This window comes from Fodinibius sp. Rm-B-1B1-1, from assembly GCF_038594945.1.
In the GTDB taxonomy this organism is placed as follows: domain Bacteria; phylum Bacteroidota; class Rhodothermia; order Balneolales; family Balneolaceae; genus Fodinibius; species Fodinibius alkaliphilus.
In genome coordinates this window covers 219,014-241,268 of record NZ_JBCFYD010000001.1, presented here as the reverse complement: position 1 = coordinate 241,268, position 22,255 = coordinate 219,014, and the positions used below count along the sequence as shown (strand labels likewise).

The window sequence follows — 22,255 nt, the reverse complement described above, 5'->3', positions numbered from 1 at the left end:
CAAATCTGTTTTATCCGTGTTCTATGCTATCCATTATTGTTGCGGAAATCCTTCATGAAATCAACCAGTGTTTCTACACTTTCCATTGGACAAGCATTGTACATACTGGCTCGGATACCGCCCACACTACGGTGTCCTTTTAATGTATAGAGGTCCTGTTGTTCGGCTTCAGATAAAAACTTAGCTTCCAACTCTTCGGATGGCAATCGAAAGGTGGCATTCATGAGAGAGCGGGATTCTTTTTTAACGGCGCCGCGATAAAAATCATCCCGATCAATTTCATCGTAAAGCAGTTTTGCTTTTTCCTTGTTGAAGGATTCAAAATAATCGAGTCCGCCTTTATCTTGTATCCATTCTAACACGAGGTTCACCATGTATACATTAAAGGTGGGGGGAGTGTTAAAGATTTTTTCTGCGTGTGTTTGATATTGCAAAATCGTTGGAACACCTTCTGGATCTGCTTTTTTAAGAAAATCTTTGCGGATAATGACAACTGTAACGCCGGCTGGGCCAATATTTTTTTGAGCACCGGCATAGATTAGTCCATACCGATTGACATCAATAGGCTTGGATAGAAAATCTGAAGATGCATCACAAACGAGGGGTATGCCATTAGTCTCGGGCTCTTTAGGGAACTGAGTGCCGGCAACAGTGTTGTTGGATGTAAAATGGACATATGCCGGATCATCGCTGAAATTCAGTTCGTCATCAGTAGGCACACGGTCATATCCAGATTCGCTGCTGCTGAATGGTCGGTGCACATTGCCAAAAATACTTGCCTCCCGGATGGCTTTATTTGACCAACGGCCAGTGTCGATATAGTCGGCTGTTTGTCCTTCATCCAAAAAGTTAAAGGGAACCATCATAAACTGAGAGCTGGCACCACCCTGTAAGAACATGATTTCAAAGTCATCGCCAAGCCCCAGTAAATCGCGCAAACGAGCCTTTGCCTGCCGGTCGATTTCGGTGTATTGAGCACTACGGTGACTGATCTCCATCACTGATCTGCCCATATCCTGGAAGTTGGAAAGTTCTTGCTGGGCTTTTTGTAAAACTTCTAAAGGAAGTGTTGCGGGACCTGCACTAAAGTTGTGAACGCGTTTCATACGAAATTCCTTAAATTGTTTGATTTAAAATGTGTGAACTAACAAACCTGATCCTAATTTAGGTTCAAACCAAGTAGATTTCGGAGGCATTAATAACCCTTCATCAGAGACTGCTATTAATTCTTCAATACTTGTTGGATACATGCTGATAGCAAGCTCAACCTCACCACTATCAACAAGTTTTTTCAGCTCGTCGGTTCCGCGGATGCCGCCAACAAATGAAATGTTATCATCGCGTCGAGGATCATTAATATCGAGCAGGGGAGAAAGTACAAACTCTTGCAGTCGATGAGCATCCAGCTTTTGAACGCTGTTTGGGTTATCATCTAACGGAAGTTTAAGTCCATACCAAGTGCCATTGATATAGACAGTTACCATTCCCTTTTGGGAAGGTTGAGGATCAGCATCTACAAAAAGGTCGAAGTGGTCTTGCAGTGAATCAAGAAAATTATCAGGGATTGAATGGACCACGCGATTGTAGGGTAAGATGTTCATATCCGACATAGGGAACATGACGGCCGGAAAGAAGTTATATTCTTCATCACCTGTATGGTTTGGATTTTCTTTCCGTTTTTGTTCCGCTGCGCGTGAGGCACTCTTGCAGCGATGATGGCCGTCAGCAATATAAAGGTGGGGGATATCGTCGAACGCATTAATAAAAGCGTCGGTATTTTTGACTCTCCACAACTTGTGGACAACCCCATCGGAGGCTTCAAAGTCAAAAAGTGGCTTATTTTGCATGGCTTTTTCCATTAGAGAGCCTGTTTCTCCATCATCTTTATAGGTAATCATAACCGGTTCGGCGTGGGCCTCTTGGGTTAGAATATGGCGGGTACGGTCATCTTCTTTGGTTGGACGTGTTAATTCATGTTTTAGAATAACTTCATTATCGTAATCTTCAACAGAAAGGCAGGCAAAAACACCTGTTTGTGGTCGTCCATTTCTAATGAGTTGGTACACATAGATCTGCGGCTTCTCCTCCTGGATTAACGTGCCATTATTAAGAAGCTGATGAAGATTTTCGGCACCTTTTTCATAAACTGCATCATCATGGGGGTCGGTATTGCCGGGCAGATCAATTTCTGGTCGAACAACATGTAAAAAACTTTTGGGTTTTCCTTCGGCAAGTGTGCGGGCTTCATCAATACTTACAACGTCGTAGGGAACACAAGTGATTTTTTCTACGTTTTTTGGATCTGGATGCCAGGCTTTAAAGGGTTTGATAATGGCCATTTAAAGGTTCTCTTATTATATGGGTTGGATTGATTAACGCCTTCTAAGGTACTTGGATGTAAACAATATTTAAAGATTATTTTTTAATAAGATGGATTACTTCAAAAGTTAATTATTTACGGAAAAGCACTTATTTTAAGGTCAATTTTAAATAAAAATTATTAGTTATGGACAAGAAGAATTATAACGGTGATAATTTATCTGAAGACGAACAGCAACAGCTTCTTTTTATGATGTTGGTGCAACAGCATCAACAGATTGCTATGATGGGAATGGGGAAACTGGAAAATCCGCAAACGGGAGATACGGAACGTGATTTAAAGTCAGCAAAGTTTGCAATCGATACTTTGTTGATGCTTGAGGAATTTACACAGGGTAATTTGCCCGATCAGCTTAAAAGTTATTTAACAGAAACACTGAATAATTTACGTATGAATTATGCTGATGAAAAAGAAAAGGATGGTGGTGAAGATTCTGGAGATCAAGAGGAGTGATGGAGGTTGAATCTATCAAAGCTGCTGGCGGAGTAGTTGTTAAGGAGAGTAATAGTAGTGATCCTTTTGTGCTACTCATTTATCGCCGCGGTGTATGGGATATGCCAAAAGGGAAGCTTGATGAAGGAGAAACGATTAAGGAGTGTTCTGTTCGGGAAGTTTCAGAAGAGGTAGGCACACCAGTATCTCCCAATATCATTTTTGACCTGCAGGAAACCTATCACGAATATGAACGCCATGGAATACATTATGGCAAAACTACGTATTGGTTTGCTATGAAATTCCCGGATGATGCTGAAATTAGTTTTCGTCCCGAAACTGAAGAAGGGATTCAAGAAGTAAGCTGGGAACGGTTAAGCGATGCGAAAACGCTGGTAGGATATGAAAATCTAATAGAGGTACTTAATACCTTCGAGTTGAAGTATCGGGAGTTCCGAGAAGATAAGGGGAATAGTGATAGTTAGAAATAGAAAAGGCCTGCTTGAAAAAGCAGGCCTTTGTAATATCTGTGCTGTGAGTAAAATGCTTAGTTTTGTAGCCTAAATGTAATAGGCAAACTGTACTGAACGCGAACGGGATTTCCACGCTGGCGTCCCGGTGTAAATTGAGCTTCTTTGACTACACGAAGTGCTTCTTCATCGCAGCCTCCGCCAATTCCACGTACTACTCTTGGATCTTCAACTTGTCCATCTTCGTTTACAATAAACTGGACAATAACACGTCCTTCAATTCCCGCCTTCCGGGCCATATCAGGATAGTTTATTTTCTGTTGAAGTTCTCCAAGTCCGCCCTTTAGTTCAGGCATATTTTCAACGGCAACAAAGAAATCTTCTTCCTCTTCTTCTTGGGGCTCTTCCGGTTCTGGAAGAGGTTCATCCATATTGATATCGGCATCAATATTAATTTCTTGATCCTCAACAATCTCATCATTAGGTACTTCAACGGGTACCTGTGGACGAGGAGGGGGTGGTGGCTTTTCTTCCTGTTTTGTTTGTTCAATTTCCTCCATCTCGACCACTTCTTGTTCTTGGGTCAGATCAACGTCTTGTTTTTCAGAAACCCATTCAACTTTCATGGCAGTAATGAAGATCAACAGAACAACAACCAGCCCTAACTGCCAGAAGATGGTATAGTAATTTCTTAAATCAGCCTTTGGCTTTTTTCTTTTATTCGAACCCATAATGCTGTTAACTCCAAGTTAGATTGAAATAAACTAATTTTGTTTTGTAAGTAAACAAATTATTCTCATTAATCTCCAATATAATAACAATAATTAACGCTAAATTATTTCATTTTTTTAATTCTTTTCAGAAATCAAGTCCGAAAGGTCTCATATGGCTTTTGTTTCAACGGGCTTGTCGGCGTTTTTAGGTAATACAAGCTTCAATACCCAAACGGCAATGAGACAGCCAATTACATCAAAAAGGAAATCTATGGGATCGGCATGCCTATTTACGGGTAGGCTATACTGAAGGATTTCAATTATTAATCCAAAAAGCACGCCACACGCAAAAACGATCCAAGGTTTGATATGTTTGTTCTTATAAATATTGAGATAAAGGCCCAAGGCTAAACTCCATCCCCCAAAAAGTAGTGTATGTCCTAATTTATCAAAGCTCCATAACTGGTTTTCTCCGATATAGTTTGAGGGTAAGAGTGTTAGTAACAGCATACCTATGGTTAAGCTTATGACTCCTAAAGGTAACAGGTAACTGTGTTTCGAAAGAAAAGAATAAACAAAATTGTTCGATTTCATATAAAGTCTTTTGGTTCGGGCAACTGGGTATACTCTTTTAAATAATGATCAAGTTTTTGTTTGCCATTTAATAGTCCAAGGCAACAGCTTTTGTCTGGACTATTATTCATAGCCAAATACGCCCCTACTTTTCCGGCTAAGACATCACCGCTGCCTGCTCGTGCAAAATAACGTGTGTTGTAGTTTGTTAGATAGCATTTGCCCGATGGTGTTCCAACAATTCCGGGCATCCCTTTAGAAAGTAGCGTAACGTCTTTTTGTTGTGCATATTTTCTAACGGTTGATAATCGTTCTTTTTGAGGACCGTCCTCCTCGTTATTCGTAAGCCTTGATAATTCTCCCGGATGGGGCGTTAAGACCCATTCGGATTGGTCAGGCTTAGGCCAATGATCAAGTTGTGCCAAACACCACAATCCATCGGCATCAATAACAGTGGGATAGTTATTGGCGGACAAAACCTTCTCAACGAATTCAATCGTAGTATTTTTACGGCCTATGCCTGGTCCAAAAAGTACCGCTCCCTTTTTTTCTGATAGAACCTCTATAACCTGATTGGAATGTTCTTTTTGGAAATAATAATCTTCTCTTTTGCCTACCGGTTTTTTTATGATGGATGGAAGAGTTTGCTCGTAAATGTTAAGCAGTCCGTGTGGACAAACTAAAATTACTGCACCAAGTCCTTCTGCCCAGGCACTTTGGGCAGACATGATGGCCGCACCGGTTAACCCCTCTGATCCGGCAATAATATATAGTACACCAGCATCATATTTATGTTCTCCGGGTGAAGGAGGTTGTGGCCGAAGCCACTCTTCATCCAGTAAAAAGGTATTGCAAGTGTTTTTATATTTGTTCGGAAAGGGGAGTTCACAATAATGGATTTTGCCAGCCGATTTTGGGCCGTAATTGAGATATAAACCTTGTTTTCGTCCACCAAAAGAAAACGTCGTATTCGCGTGGATAAGATGTCCCATTTTTTGACCTGAGTTAGCATGCAGGCCAGTGGGGATATCCATTGCAAAAACGGGTTGAGTTTGCTTGTTAGCCCATGTTACAGCCTTGGCATAGTCGTTTCTTACATCACTGGTAAGGCCTGTGCCAAGCATCCCATCAACAACAAAATCATGTGTGTCTGGGGATTCAAAGGTCGCCCAGTTTTCATAGATGGTTAATTTATTTTCAGAATTAAACTCTTTAAGGAGATCTAAATTTTTTTGAGTATCAGGTGAAAGGTCATCCGTACCGCTCAAAAAAACGAGTGTGGCTTCAACATTATGTTGAAGCAGATAGCGTGCTATAACCAAGGCGTCTCCAGCATTGTTTCCTTTGCCGCAAAGGTATAGGCCGTGTTTGAGGTCGGATTTTTCTAACAAGATTTTGGCAGCGGATGAACCAGCAATTTCCATGAGGGTAAAACCATCGATCCCCATTTCTTCAATAGTCCGCTGATCTATTTCCTGGCTCAGATCAGCATCGAAAAGGTAGTGCGAGTAAGGCGCCTCAAGAGTCTCTGTTACCATAGATTTGTAAATATAATTAGCTCAATTATTGTAAGCAGAATTCCGGCTATAGCTCCACTAAATAATTCTGTTAATGAATGGACGCTTAGTTTGTATCGTGCCCACATCATTACAGGTAAAAGTAGCAAAAGGTGTAATAAGGATAAAATTAATGTGACATAAGGCAAAGATGACATCCCCCAGAGATATATGAGGCTATATATTGTACCGGCTACTGCTACGGAAGCTGAATGAACGCTGACCTTCCACCGTAAATTTAGTAAGAAGGCAATGGCTAAATTAGCAATAAGCGTTAAGATAATAGCAGGAATAAGATTGTGATTGGGCTGAATAAGTTGCCATATAATGAGATAGGCTATAATTGAACTAAGGATCGAAAAGGCATACAGCACCGACCGAGTTTTTCTGATGGGCAAATCAAGGGAATGGATATACCCTTTTCTGAAAAGGTAAAGGGTAAGAAGAAAGGGAAGCAGGCTAAAACCTATTACAGCTGTACCGGTAATTAATAAGCTATTGAGCAGTGATATGTTAATCAGGAGGCAGGAACCTAATAGAATGGCCGGTGGCATAAATAAGGGATTGCCGAGGTCGGATATAAGTCGGGCAGATCCTTCCTCGGCAAAACGATCAAAAATATTGAGGGTACTGTCTACGGATGATTGTTCCATAGCAGTTGATTAATAGGCGCGTGCAAACAATACTTTTTGTTTGGACGGTTTGCCGGTTACAATACATTCTCCTTCTTCACCATCTTCGAGCGGAATACATCGGATAGTGGCTTTGGTTTCGTCTTTGATTTTTTCTTCCGTCTCGGGAGTGCCATCCCAGTGGGCATAAATAAATCCGCCTTCATTTTCGATGACTTCCTTAAACTCATCATACGAATCAACCTCATGGGTATTTTCTTCGATACGCTTTTTGGCTGATGTGAATAAGTCGTCCTGAATAGTGTCGAGCAGATTATCAGCTCGTTGGGCAATTCCATCACGATCAACAATGTTTTTATCGAGCGTATCACGTCGTGCTAATTCCACATTGTTATTTTCAAGGTCGCGTGGGCCAATAGTGAGTCGCAAGGGGATACCTGCGGCTTCGTGCTCGTTAAACTTCCATCCCGGACTCATATTTTCGCGGTCGTCTAATTTTACCCGGATGTCTAAGGCTTTAAGTTCATCAATAATTTCTTGGCAGTAATCGAGCACTTGCTCTTGCTGTTCATCGCTTTTCCAGATAGGGACAATAACCACTTGATTTGGAGCTAATTTAGGAGGTAGAACTAATCCCTGGTCATCAGAATGGGTCATAATCAGGCCACCAATTAGCCGGGTAGAAACACCCCAGCTGGTTGCCCAAACATATTCGTGCTGGCCTTCTGAGCTTTGGAATTTTACATCAAAAGCTTTGGCAAAATTCTGTCCAAGAAAGTGCGAGGTACCGGCTTGTAGAGCTTTATTATCCTGTAACAGCGTTTCGATGCAATAGGTATCAACAGCACCGGCAAAGCGTTCGGATTCTGTTTTTACTCCCGTAATTACCGGCATGGCCATATATTCTTCGGCAAAAGTGCGGTAGACCTCAAGCATCTGCTTGGTTTCGTCAACGGCTTCTTGCTTTGTGGCATGTGCCGTGTGACCTTCTTGCCACAGAAACTCCATTGTGCGCAAAAACAACCGTGTGCGCATCTCCCAGCGAACGACATTGGCCCACTGGTTTATAAGGATGGGAAGGTCGCGGTACGATTGGATCCAGTTTCGGTAGGAATCCCAGATAATTGTTTCAGAAGTAGGCCGAACAATAAGTTCCTCTTCTAATTCGGATTCGGGATCAACTTCTACACCATCATCTGAGCTTTTTAGACGGCTGTGGGTAACCACTGCACATTCTTTGGCAAAACCCTCAACATGCTGGGCTTCTTTTGATAAAAATGATTTAGGAATGAATAACGGGAAATAGGCATTCTCATGACCGGTATCTTTAAACATTTGATCCAGCGAGTCTTGCATGTTTTCCCAAAGGGCATAGCCGTTAGGACGAATAACCATGCAGCCGCGCACAGGAGAATGGTCGGCCAACTTTCCTTCACGAATTACATCTTGATACCATTGCGAAAAATCTTCGTTTTGTTCAGTTATTTTTTTTGCCATGAGAAATAAACAGATTCAATGCTTAACTATGTATTTAATTTTGTAAGCTGGAAAATAAGGCGATTTCGAAGAGCCTCAAAAAAGATAAATGCTTTTTTAAAGTGTTGAGCAAGTGACTAAAAAAGTGTTTTAATATTTAATACGAAAACCCTTATATTTGGCAACTCTTGATTTAGTCAGAAATACCGTGGTAGCTCAGTTGGTGAGAGCGTCGGATTCATAACCCGGAGGTCGGCGGTTCGAATCCGCCCCACGGTACTTGTTAGTATCCCTAAGTGGTTTATAAATAACTGCTTAGGGATTTTTTAATTAGCAACTAAGCTATATCCCCCTTATTTATAGGAAAAGTGATCTCAAATGCTGTATGACCATTTTGGCTGTAGTTTATATCCCCTTCCAGTTGCTGGGTAAGTGTCAATACCAGTGTCATGCCCAACGATTGATCTTCATCCAGTGAGAAGTTATCGGGCAGGGTATTACCATCATTGGTAACCGTTAATGTGGCTTGGTTCTCACCTTTTGTTAAGTTAATGGATATTTTCCCTTCTTCTTGATTATCAAAACCATGTTTAAAGGCGTTATTAAGGAGTTCATTGTATATTAAGGCAAGTGGTACAGCCTTAATGATATCTATTTTAAATGAGTCCAACCTTTTGTGTATTATAATATCTCTTTCCGAAATGTTGTAGGCATCAAAAATAACCGATGTAAACTCATCAATATATTCATCGATATTGATATTAGATAAATCTTTAGTCTGGTATAATTTTTCATGAATTTTTGCGATTGACTGTATACGGGTTTGTGTTTTCTCAAGTACAGTCTCTACAGCTTCTCCTGATTCTTGTTTTTGTAATTCCAAAAGGCTCGAAATAACAGCAAGGTTGTTTTTAACACGATGGTGGATTTCTACTAAAAGAGTTTTTTTCTCTTTTAAAGCTTGTTGGATTTCGACTTCGTGATTTTTCCGATCCGAAATATCTCTGACACTCCCTACAATGGCAATGGGGTTACCCTCTTCGTCTTTAACAAGCGAACGCTGATTGTTTACCCAGATGTAATGACCGTCTTTCCGTTTTATTCGGAATTCAGTTGTTTGAGTAAACTGTTCTTCTAATTGTTCCCCTTCCATTTGCTTGACTTCCCGATTGAGCCTTTCGAGATCATCAGGGTGGATAAGGTCTAAAATAAACTCTTTACCACGTCCAAGTATCTCTTCGACAGTATATCCGAGCATCTTTTCTACATAGGGACTCATATACTCATAGTCCGCTGTATCAAAGTTGAGTTGATAAATGACATCTCGAGAATATCTTAATACCTTTTTAAATTTGGTCTCGCTCTCGTAAAGTTGCCTGTTGAGCTGATTGATTTGATTGAAAAAGCGACGGGTTAACAAATAACCAATAATGATAAGAATTGCTCCAACTGTGATAATCATCCAAAAGACGGTGGTTTGAATCCAGCGTGCCGTTGCCCCCATAACGGATGAAAAACGGGTTTCAAGATCTGTTAATGTATTGTCAAGCGAGGATACTTTCGTCAGATATTGTAACTGTTTGGATTGATTCATCTCCTCAGCTTGTATTGTTTGATGAACCTGGTAGCCAAGACTGTCCAATTTAGCAATGTACTTATCGCCCTCTTCCCAAATAGCTAAAGCTTTTTTAAAGTGGCTGAATTCTTTAAAGTTCCGAGTCAACCAAATTATAAGATCAATGTCATCGGAGTGCAGATCTGATGTTTTAAATTTTTGGGTAGCCCGGAAAATATCCGGGTTTTCAGAAAGGAGTGTTTTGCGTGCTTCAGTAAAACTGTGGTGTAGTTTCAGTTTTTCGCGGAAGTTATTGTAGTAACTTGTGTCTTGATGAATACTGTAAAGTATGAGTTGATGTGTTGCTTCTTTTTGAGCTTTTGTCCATTGCCCTTCGCCAGTAACGTAAGCACGAACCGCCGAAGTTGTTTTAGTACCATAATGTCCGGCTACAAAGGTAAAAGCGGCAATTACCACAAAAATTATAATAATAGCCGTATTTGTCTTCTTGGTGTTTCCTTTGTTAAACATTTTTGTTTTAAGCCTTTTTTAGAACGAGGCTGTTCCTAATCATTTTTTGCAATAAATCTGTTGAAGATTTGTAATGTCTGTAGTTTTAATCAATATGCAGGTTGTTATTTATTTAAGCAAAAATAGATGACTGCCTGTGAGGCAGCAGGTGGGAGGTTTCGAATATGAGAAAGGCAGCAATGGTGTAGGTGCAAAAAAATTAGCAGTTATCCTGTCACAGATAACTGCTAAATATCATCTACAGACGGCTATTACCCCATTTGCAATTATAAAGTACATTATGGTGCTACCACCATCAATAGCGATAAGTTGGTATTTTGTCTACGTAAAATTACGTATTTTGTATTATTCAATGTTCACCAGCTGATGGCGGATTGAATATCGCACAAGTTCAGCAATATTATTGAGTTGCAGCTTTTCCATAAGGTTGGCGCGGTGGGTGTCAACAGTACGTGGACTTATGTATAATTTTTCGGCAATTTCTTTGCTTGTCAGTCCATCAACAATAAGTTGTAGAATTTCTCTCTCTCGCTCTGTGATGTCTTGCTGATAGTGGTTGTTACGATCAGGCGTTTTAGTTAGAAATGATTCTTTAATCATTTCAGATATGGGATCACTAAAAACCTGTTGTCCTTTTACAATAGCCCTGATGCCATGAAGAAGGTCTCTTTTCTCAGTGTTTTTTAACAGGTAGCCATTAATGTCAGCAGATAGGGCGCGGCGAAGTATCTCTTTATCAATGTGCATGGAGAGGATTAAAATTTTTGTTTCCTGCTCACATGCTCGTATTTCTTTCGCTGTTTCGATGCCATCCTTATCAGGCATCCCAATATCAAGAATACAAATATCTGGATGCGTTTCCTGAAATAACTGTAAACACTCTTCTCCTGTTGAGGCTTCACCAACGATCTCGATATCCTCGGATGATGATAAATATGTACTGATGCCAAATCGTATTATCTCGTGATCATCAGCTATTAGCACTGATATAGGAGCCATGGGTTAGCCTCACTGCACCGTCATACATTGGGTTTTACCATTATTATAAAACCAAAGTAATCAAAGCTGGGTTAATTCAGAAATAGATAGTTATTTTCTAATGAACGAGGGGCAAATAACAGTAAGCGATTGGTTCTCATATTGCTTATTTTCATAGCTTCTGAAAAATAGATATCAAAATTATAGAAAGTAGTAACTTTTATGACGTGGAAACGAACCCATCACTGTTCTGAACTATCACTCGAAAATACCGACGAAGAAGTTGTATTAAATGGCTGGGTATCGACGCGGCGCGATCTGGGCGGTGTTATTTTTATTGATCTAAGAGATCGGCACGGTATCACCCAAATTGTGTTTTATGAAACGGATGAGAAACTCCACGAAAAGGCAGAGTCTCTGCGAACAGAATATGTGGTTGGCATAAAAGGAGTTGTAGAAAAACGGGGCGAAGATAACATCAACCCGGAGTTACCTACAGGGGAGGTAGAAATTCGAGCTACGGATTTAGAAATTTACTCTGAAGCGGAAACAACGCCTTTCGAAATTAAGGATGGTATTAAAACAAGTGAGGAGCTACGTCTTAAGTATCGCTATCTGGATTTGCGTCGTCCTGAGATCCAGGAAAATATGATGATGCGATCAAGCTTCTATCAGTCTACCCGGTCTTATTTCTATGATAACGATTTTCTGGAAGTGGAAACGCCGGTACTTATGAAGAGCACTCCCGAGGGGGCGCGTGACTATTTGGTACCAAGTCGCGTAAATCCCGGTAGATTTTTTGCGCTCCCACAAAGTCCACAGACATATAAACAATTGTTAATGGTTTCTGGCTTTGATCGTTATTTCCAGATTGTCAAATGTTTCCGGGATGAGGATCTTCGCGCAGATCGTCAACCAGAGTTTACTCAGATTGATGTAGAAATGTCGTTTGTGGATGAAGAGGATGTGATGGAGGCCACAGAAGGACTCATGCAAAAAATTATGAGTGATACCGTGGATGAAGAGATTGAACCCTCGTTCGATCGGATGACATATGATCATGCTATAAAAACCTATGGAACAGACAAGCCAGATACGCGGTTCGGGCTTGAATTTACCGACCTTTCCGATTTGGTGGCAGATTCAGAATTCAAAATTTTCTCTAACACAGTTGACAAAGGCGGCGCGGTGCTTGGCATTACGGTACCCGGACAGGGAGATATAGGCCGTGGTGCTATTGACCGATTGACTGAACGCGTGCAAAAAGAAACGGGAGCCGCCGGACTTATCTACACGAAGCTTAATGAAGACGATGGCGTAAAGTGTAGCGTAGGCAAATTTTTAACGGATGAAACGGTGGATGCCATGGTTGAGCGGGCAGAAGCTGAGATAGGCGATCTGATCTTGATTCTTGCTGGACCATCCCCAGAGGTATATAAGCAAATGGGGCAGTTGCGTTTGATGATGGGTAAAGAACATAACCTTATTGATGAAGATGCTTATAACTTTCTTTGGGTTACGGACTTTCCGTTGGTAGAATACAGCAAAGAAGATCATCGTTATCATGCATTGCATCATCCTTTTACAGCTCCAAATCCCGATGATCTGGATAAGCTTAAGGACAATCCTGAAGAAGTACGTTCGCGTGCTTATGATTTAGTACTTAATGGATATGAGATTGGGGGCGGATCCATTCGTATTCACGATCGGGAACTTCAAACCCACATGTTTGAGTTGTTAGGTATTGATGAGGCAGAAGCCCAGAAGCGATTTGGCTTTTTGCTGGATGCATTTAAATATGGCGCGCCACCGCACGGAGGTATTGCGCTTGGCGTAGATCGCATTGTAATGATTCTGTCAGGAGGAACGAGTCTTCGTGATGTTATTGCATTTCCCAAAAATCAAAAGGCGCAAAGCCTTATGGATAGCAGTCCCGATTTTGTAGATCAGGAACAGTTGGATGATTTGCATATCGATTTGAAAAATTATGCAACGAGAGAAGCGCAGGAACAAGAATCTGAATAATAACTTATTACAGGATTGAAAACATTAGGAATTGACGGCTGCCGAGCAGGCTGGATTGCAATAAGTTTGGATGATGAAGGGGCCGGTTACTGGCTGTTGGAGTCTGATGAAGAATTGAAGCAATATTTAGAGGACTTTGATCGCATTTTCATTGATGTTCCTATTGGGTTAACCGATGAGGATTATATGAGAACGTGCGACCAAGAGCTACGCGATGTTTTGGGGCCCGATTACCAAGCCAGTGTATTTAATCCTCCTATTCGTCCAGCATTGTATTCGCCGACTTATGCCGAGGCCTCAATGACCAGTTATGAGATTACGGGAAAGAAAATTTCTACTCAGGCATGGAATATCACGCCGAATATTAAAACGATTGATCAGTTTTTACAGGATGATGAAGAGCTTAGAGAAAAGGTTTTTGAGAGTCATCCCGAGTTGCTGTTTCGTATTTTAAATGGCAATAATTCTATCCTGCAAAAGAAAGCAACGAAAAAGGGATTGCGTCACCGGCTTAAGCTGTTGAAAGATCGCAGTAAGTATGCCGATGACTTTTTTCGGGACATAAAGGAGGAGTATCGACGTAATCAGGTGGATGAGGATGATATCGTTGATGCGATGGCACTGGCTTGGTTTGCATTACAGTCTGTCGAAAAAGAAGAGCTGAAGACCCTACCTGAGGAGCCACCAACTGATTCCACGGGATTGCCGATGGCTATTCATTACGTTTAAGGATTTTAGGGGTATCATCATATTAAAATGGAGGAGAGATCCTCCATGTGTATTTATTTCTCCTTCTTATCCTCAAGAATATTTTTGTACTTAACACCGGCTTGATAGACGCGGTTAACTCCATTAAAGGCAGCAATACGATAGGCCTCACTAAGAGTAGGATAATTCATGACGTGGTTGATAAAGTATCGTATATCGCCATCGTATGACATGACCGATTGTCCCAAGTGGATGAGGTTTGGTGCATCATTTCCCAAAATATGAACGCCGAGTAGCTTTAGCGTATTGGTATTAAAAACCAGCTTGAGGATACCTTCGGTATTGTTGCTCATATTCGCTTTCGCGATATTTTTAAAGTAGGCACGTCCTACAGTGATATCCAAGCCCATCTCTTCGGCATCCTGTTCGGTAATACCGATATTGGCAATTTCAGGAATGCCATAAATGCCATAGGGAATTTGATCGGGTACCGAAAGCGCGGGAATGCCAAACATATTGCATGCGGCTAAACGTCCTTGTGAGAATGAAGCTGAAGCCAAGCGGGGAAATCCAATGACATCACCGGCAGCATAAATATTATCAACATTTGTTTTAAAAGTGTCATCTGTTTTGATGAAGTTATGATCATCAGTCTCAACGCCTGCTGCCTCAAGGTTCAGGCCATTTACATTTGGTTTACGCCCGCCTAAAAAGAGGACGTGTTCCGTTTCAATAACTTGCAGTCGTTGGTCTTCCGCTTTGGACTTAAACTTAACTTCGGTATGATTTCTTAACCCATTAAAGGCTACATCCTCAATCTCAATATTGGTTTTTATTGTAATACCTTTTCGGTTTAGGGAGTCACCTAAGTGCTCCTTAATTTCATGATCTAAGAAAGTGAGGTAATCTTTTCTACTACTGAGCATCGTTACACGTGTACCCAGTGCAGAAAAAATCGTAGCATATTCTATCGCATTCACCCCTGATCCTATAATGACGAGCCGTCGTGGAATGTGGGTAATTTCTAAAATAGATTCATAATCCAAAATTTTGTCATGGTCGAGCTCAAAATTTTGGGGTTCTGCCGGGTTGCTACCCGTACTAAGTAAGATGTAATCGGCGGTGTAAGTTTCTGTAGAACCGATATGCGTTTCCACCTCAACCGTATGGGCGTCTTTGAGCTGACCAAAACCACGAGCTACATCAACCTTATTTTTTATAAGGTCATTTTTAGCTTTTTGATTTTCCTTTTCAAGAATATCCTGCTTGTATTGCAGAAGATCGCTCATCTGAAAGCGTTCATAAGGCTTTTTATGCTCGTGATCGCCAAACTGTTCATTAAAATCGAGAATGTTTTTGGCCGCTTCCCGTAATGCCTTACTGGGGACTGTCCCCGTATTGATCCAGGTACCCCCCAAATACTTTTTGTGTGATTCGACAACCAGAACATTCTGATCAAATTTTGAGCTTTGCATAGCGCATGAAAATCCGGCCGGACCGGTGCCGATAATAATGATATCGTAATCTCGACTCATAATGAAAGCTAAAGACTAATACTGTGATTAAATTTCTGTTTAAAAATAGGGTAAATTTGCTATCTATGTACCATTTTCTCTGTCACAAAGGTTGAGCCTAAAATGGAACGATTCGCACCTTAAATATGATTGGTACTGTGTATTAAAGGTGCTAAATTTAAGGTATTGCACTGAAAGGAGATAACATTATTTCCGAATTATATTATTAACTACTATTTAAAACTAAAAACGAATTATTATGGCTTACGAATTACCTGATCTACCCTACGATTATGATGCGCTTGAACCACATATTGATGAGCGCACAATGAAGATCCATCACGGTAAACACCATCAGGGATATACCAATAAAGTAAATGCAGCCCTGAAAGGTTCGGAGTTTGCCGATCTGCCTATTGAAGAGGTTTTGCAACGCATTACTGAAGTCCCCGAAGATATTCGACAGGCTGTAATTAATAACGGTGGTGGTTATGCCAATCACAAGTTGTTTTGGACGATACTTTCGCCCAATGGCGGTGGTGCTCCAACTGGAGATATTGCTGATGCCATTAATGAAGAATTTGGCGATTTTAAAAGTTTTAAAGAAGCATTTAATAATGCTGCTACCGGCCAGTTTGGTTCTGGATGGGGTTGGTTGTGTGTAACGAAAGACGGTGGACTCGAAGTTATTTCTACGGCCAATCAAAACAGTCCGTATATGAATGGCCTAACACCTATTCTTGGCGTTGATGTTTGGGAGCATGCTTACTATCTGCATTATCAAAACGAACGTGGTAAGTATGTCAGCAATTTCTGGAACTTGGTCAATTGGGATCAGGTGAATGAGTATTACAACGATGCTAAGTAGTTGGCAGATATTGTAAGATAAGGGAAGGCACTCCATTTTTTGTGGAGTGCTTTTTCTTCTTACATACTTCATATTTGACCCTTATATTTTAGGGTTTAACACAAAGCAAGAATAAATTTAGATAATTATGCAATTTGGACTTGGAGCAGGCCCCGACGTTTCTTGGATGCGTGAAGAATTAACCGATTTGGGTATTGAGGAACTTGAGACGGTTGAAGACGTAGACCGTGCCATGGATGAATACGATGAAGGCACGATGCTAATGGTAATTAATTCGGTGTGCGGTTGTGCGGCAGGAAATGCACGACCCGGTGTGAAAATTGCGCTTGATGAATCGGAGATTAAGCCTGATCACATGGTGACTGTTTTTGCTGGTCAGGATAAAGAGGCAACTGCTCGTGCACGTGAATATTTTAGCGAATATCCTCCGTCGTCGCCGGCTTTTGCTTATTTTAAGGATGGTGAAATTAAAGCGATGATTCCCCGCCATCGTATTGAGGGACGAACAAAAGTTGAGATCGCTGACGATTTAAAGATGGTTTTCAAAGCATTTGACGGTGAGGAAGAAACTGAAGAAGCAGAAAGCTGATTAATTAGATCTGTTTACAGTTATTGAAATAAAAAGCCGATGAGGTATAAACTCATCGGCTTTTTTATATAAGACCTTTTCTCTAAAAGGAAGTTAGAGTCTTTTATAATTGATTTTTAATACGCCCTTTTCTCGTAAGATTGTTTGAATATCTGTTACTTTTCCAAAGGTTGCATTCCCATCAACTTTGAGTTGAACAATAGCTTCTTCGGAAAGGTCATAATTCTCAAACGTATTCTTAAAATCTTCAATAGACATTTGCTCCCCTTCGAATTCTATAGCCCCATCCGGTAATATATGTAGATCAATATTTTGTTCATTGATGGTTGATAAGGGTTCGTCGGTCGATTCTAATGAGCACGACATTAAAACTGTGAGAGTGACGATGAATAAATAGGAAAAATATTTCATAACAGGGACCATTAAATTTATTGATATCTTATCCTATATATACTAATCCACTTTTGTAAAAGCAATATCCAGCCAAATAGGGTAAGAATTTGTGCTCAAAGTTATCATTCAATAAATGAATATTGAAAGAAACTTAGATCGAGAATTTTCGTAGGGTATTCTTATGGATGATCGTATATTTAATCTCAATTGAACTATTTATATCCTTAAAAATCCGTTGTAAAAGAGGGGTTTAAAGCTGCTTTTAAAACATAATATATGGGGCGACAATTAATATATTGGTTGTTTTTAGGCGTCATTGGGTTGGCGGTTTTTTTTGTATTGCATTCGAAGATAGCTTTTAATGCGGGGGCACCGATCCAGCTAAGCAAATCAGCTATAGAGCAGCAAACAGCAAGTATTGCCCAGCAGTTGGGTTTTTCGACTGATAGCCTTCAGATGATGACAAAGAGGAGTCAGCATTTGAATTACTATAAAACCTTAAAAGATAGTGCTGATAGTAGTCTCCAATCAACAGCTGATTTAAATCGATCGGGCATTCATCTTACCGGTTGGGAGGTCAATCTTGGCACAGCCCAAGACGAGGGGGATGGTTACTCCCGTGAAAGTAACGACTTTTTAAGTACGCTTGGCCGATTAGGTATTCGATATGATCAGCAGGGTAATGTCCGTAGAATTTCTTCCTATAATGGTAACCCTAATCCTACTTTTGTTTCTGGGGATTCTCTTTTTGCCATTGCCAATCGCATTGTACGAGACGTTTTGGGATATAATTTACAGAACTACCGTTTAGATTATGTGGATGTACGGGATACGGTTTTTACATCAGAGCCAGTATCCAAACAACAACCGTTAGAACTTTCCCAAACGCGAGTGGGAAATAATATGGTTTTCAACTGGGTTAAGAGTAACGTTAGTGCTGATGGCCCCCATACAATGTCGCTTGAGGTAAAGCCAATCATCAGGGAGAATAATACGCCCAATATGGCCAATATTCGATATGGAGTGGCTGTCGAAGAGTTTAAAGCTATGGATCAATATGAACCCGAAGCACTTGATACACCAGAGAGTATCAGTACTATCGATTTGGCGACCACCTTTGGCTCTCTTGCCTTTTTAGCAATAATCGTCGTTTTCTTTGGGATCAAATATATTAATAAAGGACAGGTAGAATGGCGGCGCGCCCTGTTTATATTAGTAACGATTACTTTGGGTATTTTAGGATGGCGGGTGCTATACCTGATGAATACCATGAGCGGCTTTTGGAATCAAACCAGTGAAGCCCTGTTTATTCTCAACAACCTTATCTTTGCAGCCATTTTAGGATTGTATGGGGCCTTAGCCTATATCGGCTGGGAAGCAATGGCCAGAAATCGAAATGAGCAGCAGTTGCATCTGCTGGATGCTTATTGGCGGAAACGTTTTTTCTTTCGAGAAACAGGAGAAGGATTGTTACGGGGATATGCCATTGGGGGTATGTTATTAGGGATATTTGCGGTCGCACTTTATTTGGCCGGCACTGTTTATTATCAGTATGACAGCCAGTTTGGGTTTACTGAAGCGGGGATGACCCCAAAACTATTGACTATAAATTTAGCAATTTGGGTAAATACATGTTTGGTAGTGCTGGGACACATAGCCGTAAGTACGGGCTTTTTACAGTCTAAAATTAATAATCGCTGGATATATTACGGATCCGGTATTTTGTTGCTTGGGTTCTTATTTTCCGGATCAGGAATGTTATTCGAACTTGTAGGAGCAGAATGGTATGACTTGATTGTGTATACAGCATTAGCTGTTATTGTCCTATTAACTTTCCATAACTCAGGCTTGGTTTCCTTTGCAGCAGGATGGTGGGTATTTATGTCCATTTTGTTAATAATGCCGTATTGGGGATCGCAAAGTATGAATGTAGCGTACGTAGCATGGACACAATTCTTTATCCTGGGGGCGCCCCTTATTTATGGATTTATCGCTTACAAATATGGAAACTCGGTTTCAGAAATGGGAGGATATATTCCTGAATACCAAGAGCGGATGGCTAACCATTTGCGAGTTGAAAAAGAGATTGAAATTGCTCGCGAAAGTCAGTTTAAATTGATGCCGCTGCGTCCCCCTTCGGCACAGGGAATCGACGTGTATGGCTTTTTTATGCCGTCATTCGAAGTAGGGGGTGATTATTTCGATTATATTTTGGGCACAAATAGTACGGCTGATAGTCAAGTCTTGAATATGACAATTGCGGATGTGTCTGGGAAAGCGATGAAAGCTGCTATGCACGCAGTTTTTACCAGTGGACTATTGCTTTCTCGTCTGCATAAGGATGCCCCCGATTCAATTTTACGGGAAATTGCTCCCACATTGCACAGCCGCACTGATCGGCAGACATTTATCACCTGTATCATTGCACAGTATCATTTTGAAAATCAAATATTGAAGCTTGCTAACGCAGGACATTGTTTACCGATTTTAAAAAGAGATGGAAAGGCAGAATTTATTAACACGCCAGCCCCCAAATTTCCATTGGGATTGCGTTCTACCGTAGACTATCAACCCTATGAATTACAAATGCAGCAAGGGGATTTTTTACTACTATATTCTGATGGTCTGCCAGAAGCAGTGAATCCACAAGGTGAGCGCTTTGGATTTGAGAGTTTGCTGAGGTTAGTTGAAGAGTTGGATACCCAGCAGCGACCGAGTAATGAAATTGCCATGGATATAAAGCGAAAGGTACAGAAGTTCAGTGATTATCAATTAGCTGATGATACAACTATTATTTGTTTAAAAGTGTAAAGACTGTTATTACGTATCTTGTTAAAATTTTAATTTCTAATTTGAAATCAATCCTTTTTATATATGGCACAAGAGGATAATTTTTCTGGAATGAATGTGCCGCCCCAAATCAAAAACTTAAGCAACAATATCCAATACATTATATTGGGTGCTTTAATATTGGTGGTGGCATTTTCATCTTTTTTTACGGTAAATCCCGAAGAAGTAGGTATTGTAACTCGTTTTGGGGAATATACCCGAACGGCCTATCCGGGACTGAACTTTAAAGCACCCTTCGTTGAAGATGTACAGTACGTTCCCGTTGAACGACAACTAAAGCATGAATTTGGCTATCGAACAACTTCAGCTGATGTGCGTTCGTCATATCAGGAAGAGGGGTATGGCGATGAATCATTGATGCTTTCCGGAGATCTTAATCTGGCTGATGTGGAGTGGGTTGTGCAATATCGTGTGGATGATCCCTATAACTTTTTGTTTAAAATTCGGAATCCCGAGCAAACCTTGCGCGATATATCAGAATCGGCCATGCGGCAAATTGTTGGAGATCGGACCGTAAACGAGGTATTAACCGTTGGTCGTGCCGAAGTTGCTGCCAAGGCACAGGAAATGGTCCAAAAAATTTGCGATGAATATGAATCGGGTATCCAGATAGAGCAGATTGTGTTGCAAGATATTAATCCCCCAGATCCTGTAAAACCTTCGTTTAATGCCGTTAATGAGGCTCAACAGCGAAAAGAGACCCTGATAAATCAGGCAAAATCAGAGTTTAATAAAGTTATTCCACGGGCCAAGGGACGCGCACAAGAAACTATTCAACGAGCAGAAGGATATGCTGTGAATCGGGTGAATCGTGCTGAAGGTGAAGCTTCGCGTTTTAATCAGTTGTACCGAGAATATATAAAAGCGCCCGAAGTTACCAAGCGCAGACTGTATCTCGAAACCCTGGAGGATGTAATTCCCAAGCTGGGCAAAAAGATTATAACGGATCAAAATGGAAATAACGTGCTTCCGTTGCTGCAGATGCAGATGGATGGAGTAAATATTGATCAACCGAATACGAATTCAAATCAACAGGAGAATTAGCGATGAAGAATTGGAAAGGTATTTCATTACTTGTAGTTCTGGGGATCTTGGTGTTGGTAGCTTTGGATGGGTTTTATACCGTCGATGAAACGGAGCAGGTTATTATTACGCAATTTGGTGAGCCAATTGGAGAAACAGTAACCGATCCCGGCTTAAATATGAAGGTCCCGTTTATACAGCGAGCACACTATTTTGATGAGCGCTATCTCGAATGGGATGGCGACCGAAACCAGGTGCCAACCAAGGATAAAAAGTTTATTTTTGTGGATACGTACGCTCGATGGCAGATAACGGACCCATTACAATTTTTTAAGCGATTGCGTGATGAGCGAGGGGCCCAATCGCGGCTGGATGATATTTTAGATGGGGAAACGCGTAATGCTGTTGCCTCGCATGACCTGGTAGAGGTGGTTCGATCATCTAATCGTGATCCAAAATCAGATGCTACGATCACTGAAATCGTAGAAGATACGCTGGCCGATATCTCTGTGGGCCGTGATTCTATCCAAACAATGATACAAGGGTTAGCCAACGAGCGGGCTTCAGATCTTGGATTAAAAGTACTTGACTTTCGGTTTAAGCGGATTAACTATGTAGAAGATGTGCGCCAAACTGTCTATGACCGAATGATAAGTGAGCGTAATCGCATTGCTGATAAGTTTCGTTCCGAAGGAGAAGGGGAAGCGGCTCGTATTAATGGTGAGAAAGAGCGAGAGCTGCAGTCGATAGAGTCGGAAGCATTCCGCCGAGCCGAGGAAATTAGGGGTGAGGCTGATGCACAGGCCACAGCCATTTACGCAGATGCCTATAACCAAAGTAATACAGCGCGTGAGCTCTATAACTTTACACGAACGCTGGAGTCGTATGGGAAGTCTTTAGATAAAGAGACTTCTGTTATTCTGTCAACGGATAGTGAATTCTTCCGGTTTTTGCGTGATATGGAAAATTAAAAAGAAAGGAGTTTTAAC

At 41.0% G+C, this 22,255-nt stretch carries 20 protein-coding genes and 1 tRNA gene; 10 read left to right on the top strand and 11 right to left on the bottom strand.

Annotated elements, in window-relative coordinates; all coding sequences use genetic code 11:
- Positions 1 to 26: 26 nt before the first annotated feature.
- Both serC and AAFH98_RS01090 read right to left on the bottom strand, forming a co-directional pair.
- The gene (gene serC / locus AAFH98_RS01095; protein ID WP_342520821.1) at positions 27 to 1,106 is read right to left on the bottom strand and encodes a 3-phosphoserine/phosphohydroxythreonine transaminase; all 1,080 of its coding nucleotides are present in this window, start codon (positions 1,104 to 1,106) and stop codon (positions 27 to 29) included.
- Between the two features lie 24 nt (positions 1,107 to 1,130).
- Positions 1,131 to 2,339 (bottom strand): DUF1015 domain-containing protein, encoded by a 1,209-nt coding sequence (locus AAFH98_RS01090; protein WP_342520820.1) that lies wholly within the window; start codon positions 2,337 to 2,339, stop codon positions 1,131 to 1,133.
- Positions 2,340 to 2,506: 167 nt separating this feature from the next.
- On the opposite strand from AAFH98_RS01090, the gene AAFH98_RS01085 reads away from it, so the two are divergent.
- Complete coding sequence (locus AAFH98_RS01085; RefSeq protein ID WP_342520819.1) at positions 2,507 to 2,833, top strand: DUF1844 domain-containing protein; 327 nt, start codon at positions 2,507 to 2,509, stop codon at positions 2,831 to 2,833.
- Positions 2,833 to 3,297: an NUDIX hydrolase gene (locus AAFH98_RS01080; protein ID WP_342520818.1), complete on the top strand. Its 465-nt coding sequence runs from the start codon at positions 2,833 to 2,835 to the stop codon at positions 3,295 to 3,297. Before AAFH98_RS01085 ends, AAFH98_RS01080 begins: the two co-directional genes overlap by 1 nt.
- A 62-nt stretch (positions 3,298 to 3,359) precedes the next feature.
- On the opposite strand, the gene AAFH98_RS01075 is transcribed toward AAFH98_RS01080, so the two are convergent.
- The 5 genes from AAFH98_RS01075 to proS form a co-directional block, all read right to left on the bottom strand.
- The gene (locus tag AAFH98_RS01075) at positions 3,360 to 4,013 is read right to left on the bottom strand and encodes an energy transducer TonB (protein ID WP_342520817.1); all 654 of its coding nucleotides are present in this window, start codon (positions 4,011 to 4,013) and stop codon (positions 3,360 to 3,362) included.
- Positions 4,014 to 4,163: 150 nt separating this feature from the next.
- Positions 4,164 to 4,589 (bottom strand): VanZ family protein, encoded by a 426-nt coding sequence (locus tag AAFH98_RS01070; RefSeq protein WP_342520816.1) that lies wholly within the window; start codon positions 4,587 to 4,589, stop codon positions 4,164 to 4,166.
- Positions 4,586 to 6,106 carry an NAD(P)H-hydrate dehydratase gene (locus AAFH98_RS01065; protein WP_342520815.1) on the bottom strand — a complete coding sequence of 507 codons (1,521 nt, stop codon included), beginning with the start codon at positions 6,104 to 6,106 and terminating at the stop codon, positions 4,586 to 4,588. The genes AAFH98_RS01070 and AAFH98_RS01065 overlap by 4 nt, the downstream gene beginning before the upstream one ends.
- Complete coding sequence (locus tag AAFH98_RS01060; protein ID WP_342520814.1) at positions 6,100 to 6,777, bottom strand: hypothetical protein; 678 nt, start codon at positions 6,775 to 6,777, stop codon at positions 6,100 to 6,102. The genes AAFH98_RS01065 and AAFH98_RS01060 overlap by 7 nt, the downstream gene beginning before the upstream one ends.
- Positions 6,778 to 6,786: 9 nt before the next feature.
- Positions 6,787 to 8,253: a proline--tRNA ligase gene (gene proS, locus AAFH98_RS01055; protein WP_342520813.1), complete on the bottom strand. Its 1,467-nt coding sequence runs from the start codon at positions 8,251 to 8,253 to the stop codon at positions 6,787 to 6,789.
- A gap of 184 nt (positions 8,254 to 8,437) precedes the next feature.
- On the opposite strand from proS, the gene AAFH98_RS01050 reads away from it, so the two are divergent.
- Positions 8,438 to 8,511: transfer RNA gene (locus AAFH98_RS01050), tRNA-Met, on the top strand.
- Between the two features lie 58 nt (positions 8,512 to 8,569).
- Here the strand turns inward: AAFH98_RS01050 and AAFH98_RS01045 are convergent.
- Positions 8,570 to 10,318, bottom strand: a complete 1,749-nt coding sequence (locus AAFH98_RS01045) for a sensor histidine kinase (protein ID WP_342520812.1) — start codon at positions 10,316 to 10,318, stop codon at positions 8,570 to 8,572.
- Positions 10,319 to 10,663: 345 nt separating this feature from the next.
- Complete coding sequence (locus AAFH98_RS01040; RefSeq protein WP_342520811.1) at positions 10,664 to 11,317, bottom strand: response regulator transcription factor; 654 nt, start codon at positions 11,315 to 11,317, stop codon at positions 10,664 to 10,666.
- 201 nt (positions 11,318 to 11,518) lie between these two features.
- Here AAFH98_RS01040 and aspS point away from each other — a divergent pair, with 201 nt between their 5' ends.
- Together aspS and AAFH98_RS01030 are read left to right on the top strand one after the other, a co-directional pair.
- The gene (gene aspS, locus AAFH98_RS01035; RefSeq protein ID WP_342520810.1) at positions 11,519 to 13,321 is read left to right on the top strand and encodes an aspartate--tRNA ligase; all 1,803 of its coding nucleotides are present in this window, start codon (positions 11,519 to 11,521) and stop codon (positions 13,319 to 13,321) included.
- Positions 13,322 to 13,336: 15 nt separating this feature from the next.
- Positions 13,337 to 14,050, top strand: coding sequence for a DUF429 domain-containing protein (locus AAFH98_RS01030; protein WP_342520809.1), 714 nt, complete (start codon positions 13,337 to 13,339; stop codon positions 14,048 to 14,050).
- Positions 14,051 to 14,103: 53 nt separating this feature from the next.
- Here AAFH98_RS01030 and sthA read toward each other — a convergent pair whose 3' ends face one another.
- Complete coding sequence (sthA, locus tag AAFH98_RS01025) at positions 14,104 to 15,564, bottom strand: Si-specific NAD(P)(+) transhydrogenase (protein WP_342520808.1); 1,461 nt, start codon at positions 15,562 to 15,564, stop codon at positions 14,104 to 14,106.
- 238 nt (positions 15,565 to 15,802) lie between these two features.
- Here sthA and AAFH98_RS01020 point away from each other — a divergent pair, with 238 nt between their 5' ends.
- Together AAFH98_RS01020 and AAFH98_RS01015 are read left to right on the top strand one after the other, a co-directional pair.
- A complete protein-coding gene (locus AAFH98_RS01020) occupies positions 15,803 to 16,411 on the top strand; it encodes a superoxide dismutase (RefSeq protein ID WP_342520807.1) in 609 nt (202 codons plus the stop codon).
- 127 nt (positions 16,412 to 16,538) lie between these two features.
- Entirely contained in the window at positions 16,539 to 17,000 is a 462-nt protein-coding gene (locus AAFH98_RS01015; protein WP_342520806.1) for a BrxA/BrxB family bacilliredoxin, read from the top strand.
- Positions 17,001 to 17,093: 93 nt separating this feature from the next.
- On the opposite strand, the gene AAFH98_RS01010 is transcribed toward AAFH98_RS01015, so the two are convergent.
- Positions 17,094 to 17,411 (bottom strand): biopolymer transporter ExbD, encoded by a 318-nt coding sequence (locus AAFH98_RS01010; protein WP_342520805.1) that lies wholly within the window; start codon positions 17,409 to 17,411, stop codon positions 17,094 to 17,096.
- A 258-nt stretch (positions 17,412 to 17,669) separates the two neighbouring features.
- On the opposite strand from AAFH98_RS01010, the gene AAFH98_RS01005 reads away from it, so the two are divergent.
- The 3 genes from AAFH98_RS01005 (at position 17,670) to hflC (ending at position 22,237) form a co-directional block, all read left to right on the top strand.
- Positions 17,670 to 20,204 carry a PP2C family protein-serine/threonine phosphatase gene (locus AAFH98_RS01005; protein WP_342520804.1) on the top strand — a complete coding sequence of 845 codons (2,535 nt, stop codon included), beginning with the start codon at positions 17,670 to 17,672 and terminating at the stop codon, positions 20,202 to 20,204.
- 63 nt (positions 20,205 to 20,267) lie between these two features.
- A complete protein-coding gene (hflK, locus tag AAFH98_RS01000) occupies positions 20,268 to 21,287 on the top strand; it encodes an FtsH protease activity modulator HflK (RefSeq protein ID WP_342520803.1) in 1,020 nt (339 codons plus the stop codon).
- Between the two features lie 2 nt (positions 21,288 to 21,289).
- Positions 21,290 to 22,237: a protease modulator HflC gene (gene hflC / locus AAFH98_RS00995; protein ID WP_342520802.1), complete on the top strand. Its 948-nt coding sequence runs from the start codon at positions 21,290 to 21,292 to the stop codon at positions 22,235 to 22,237.
- Positions 22,238 to 22,255 lie beyond the last annotated feature (18 nt).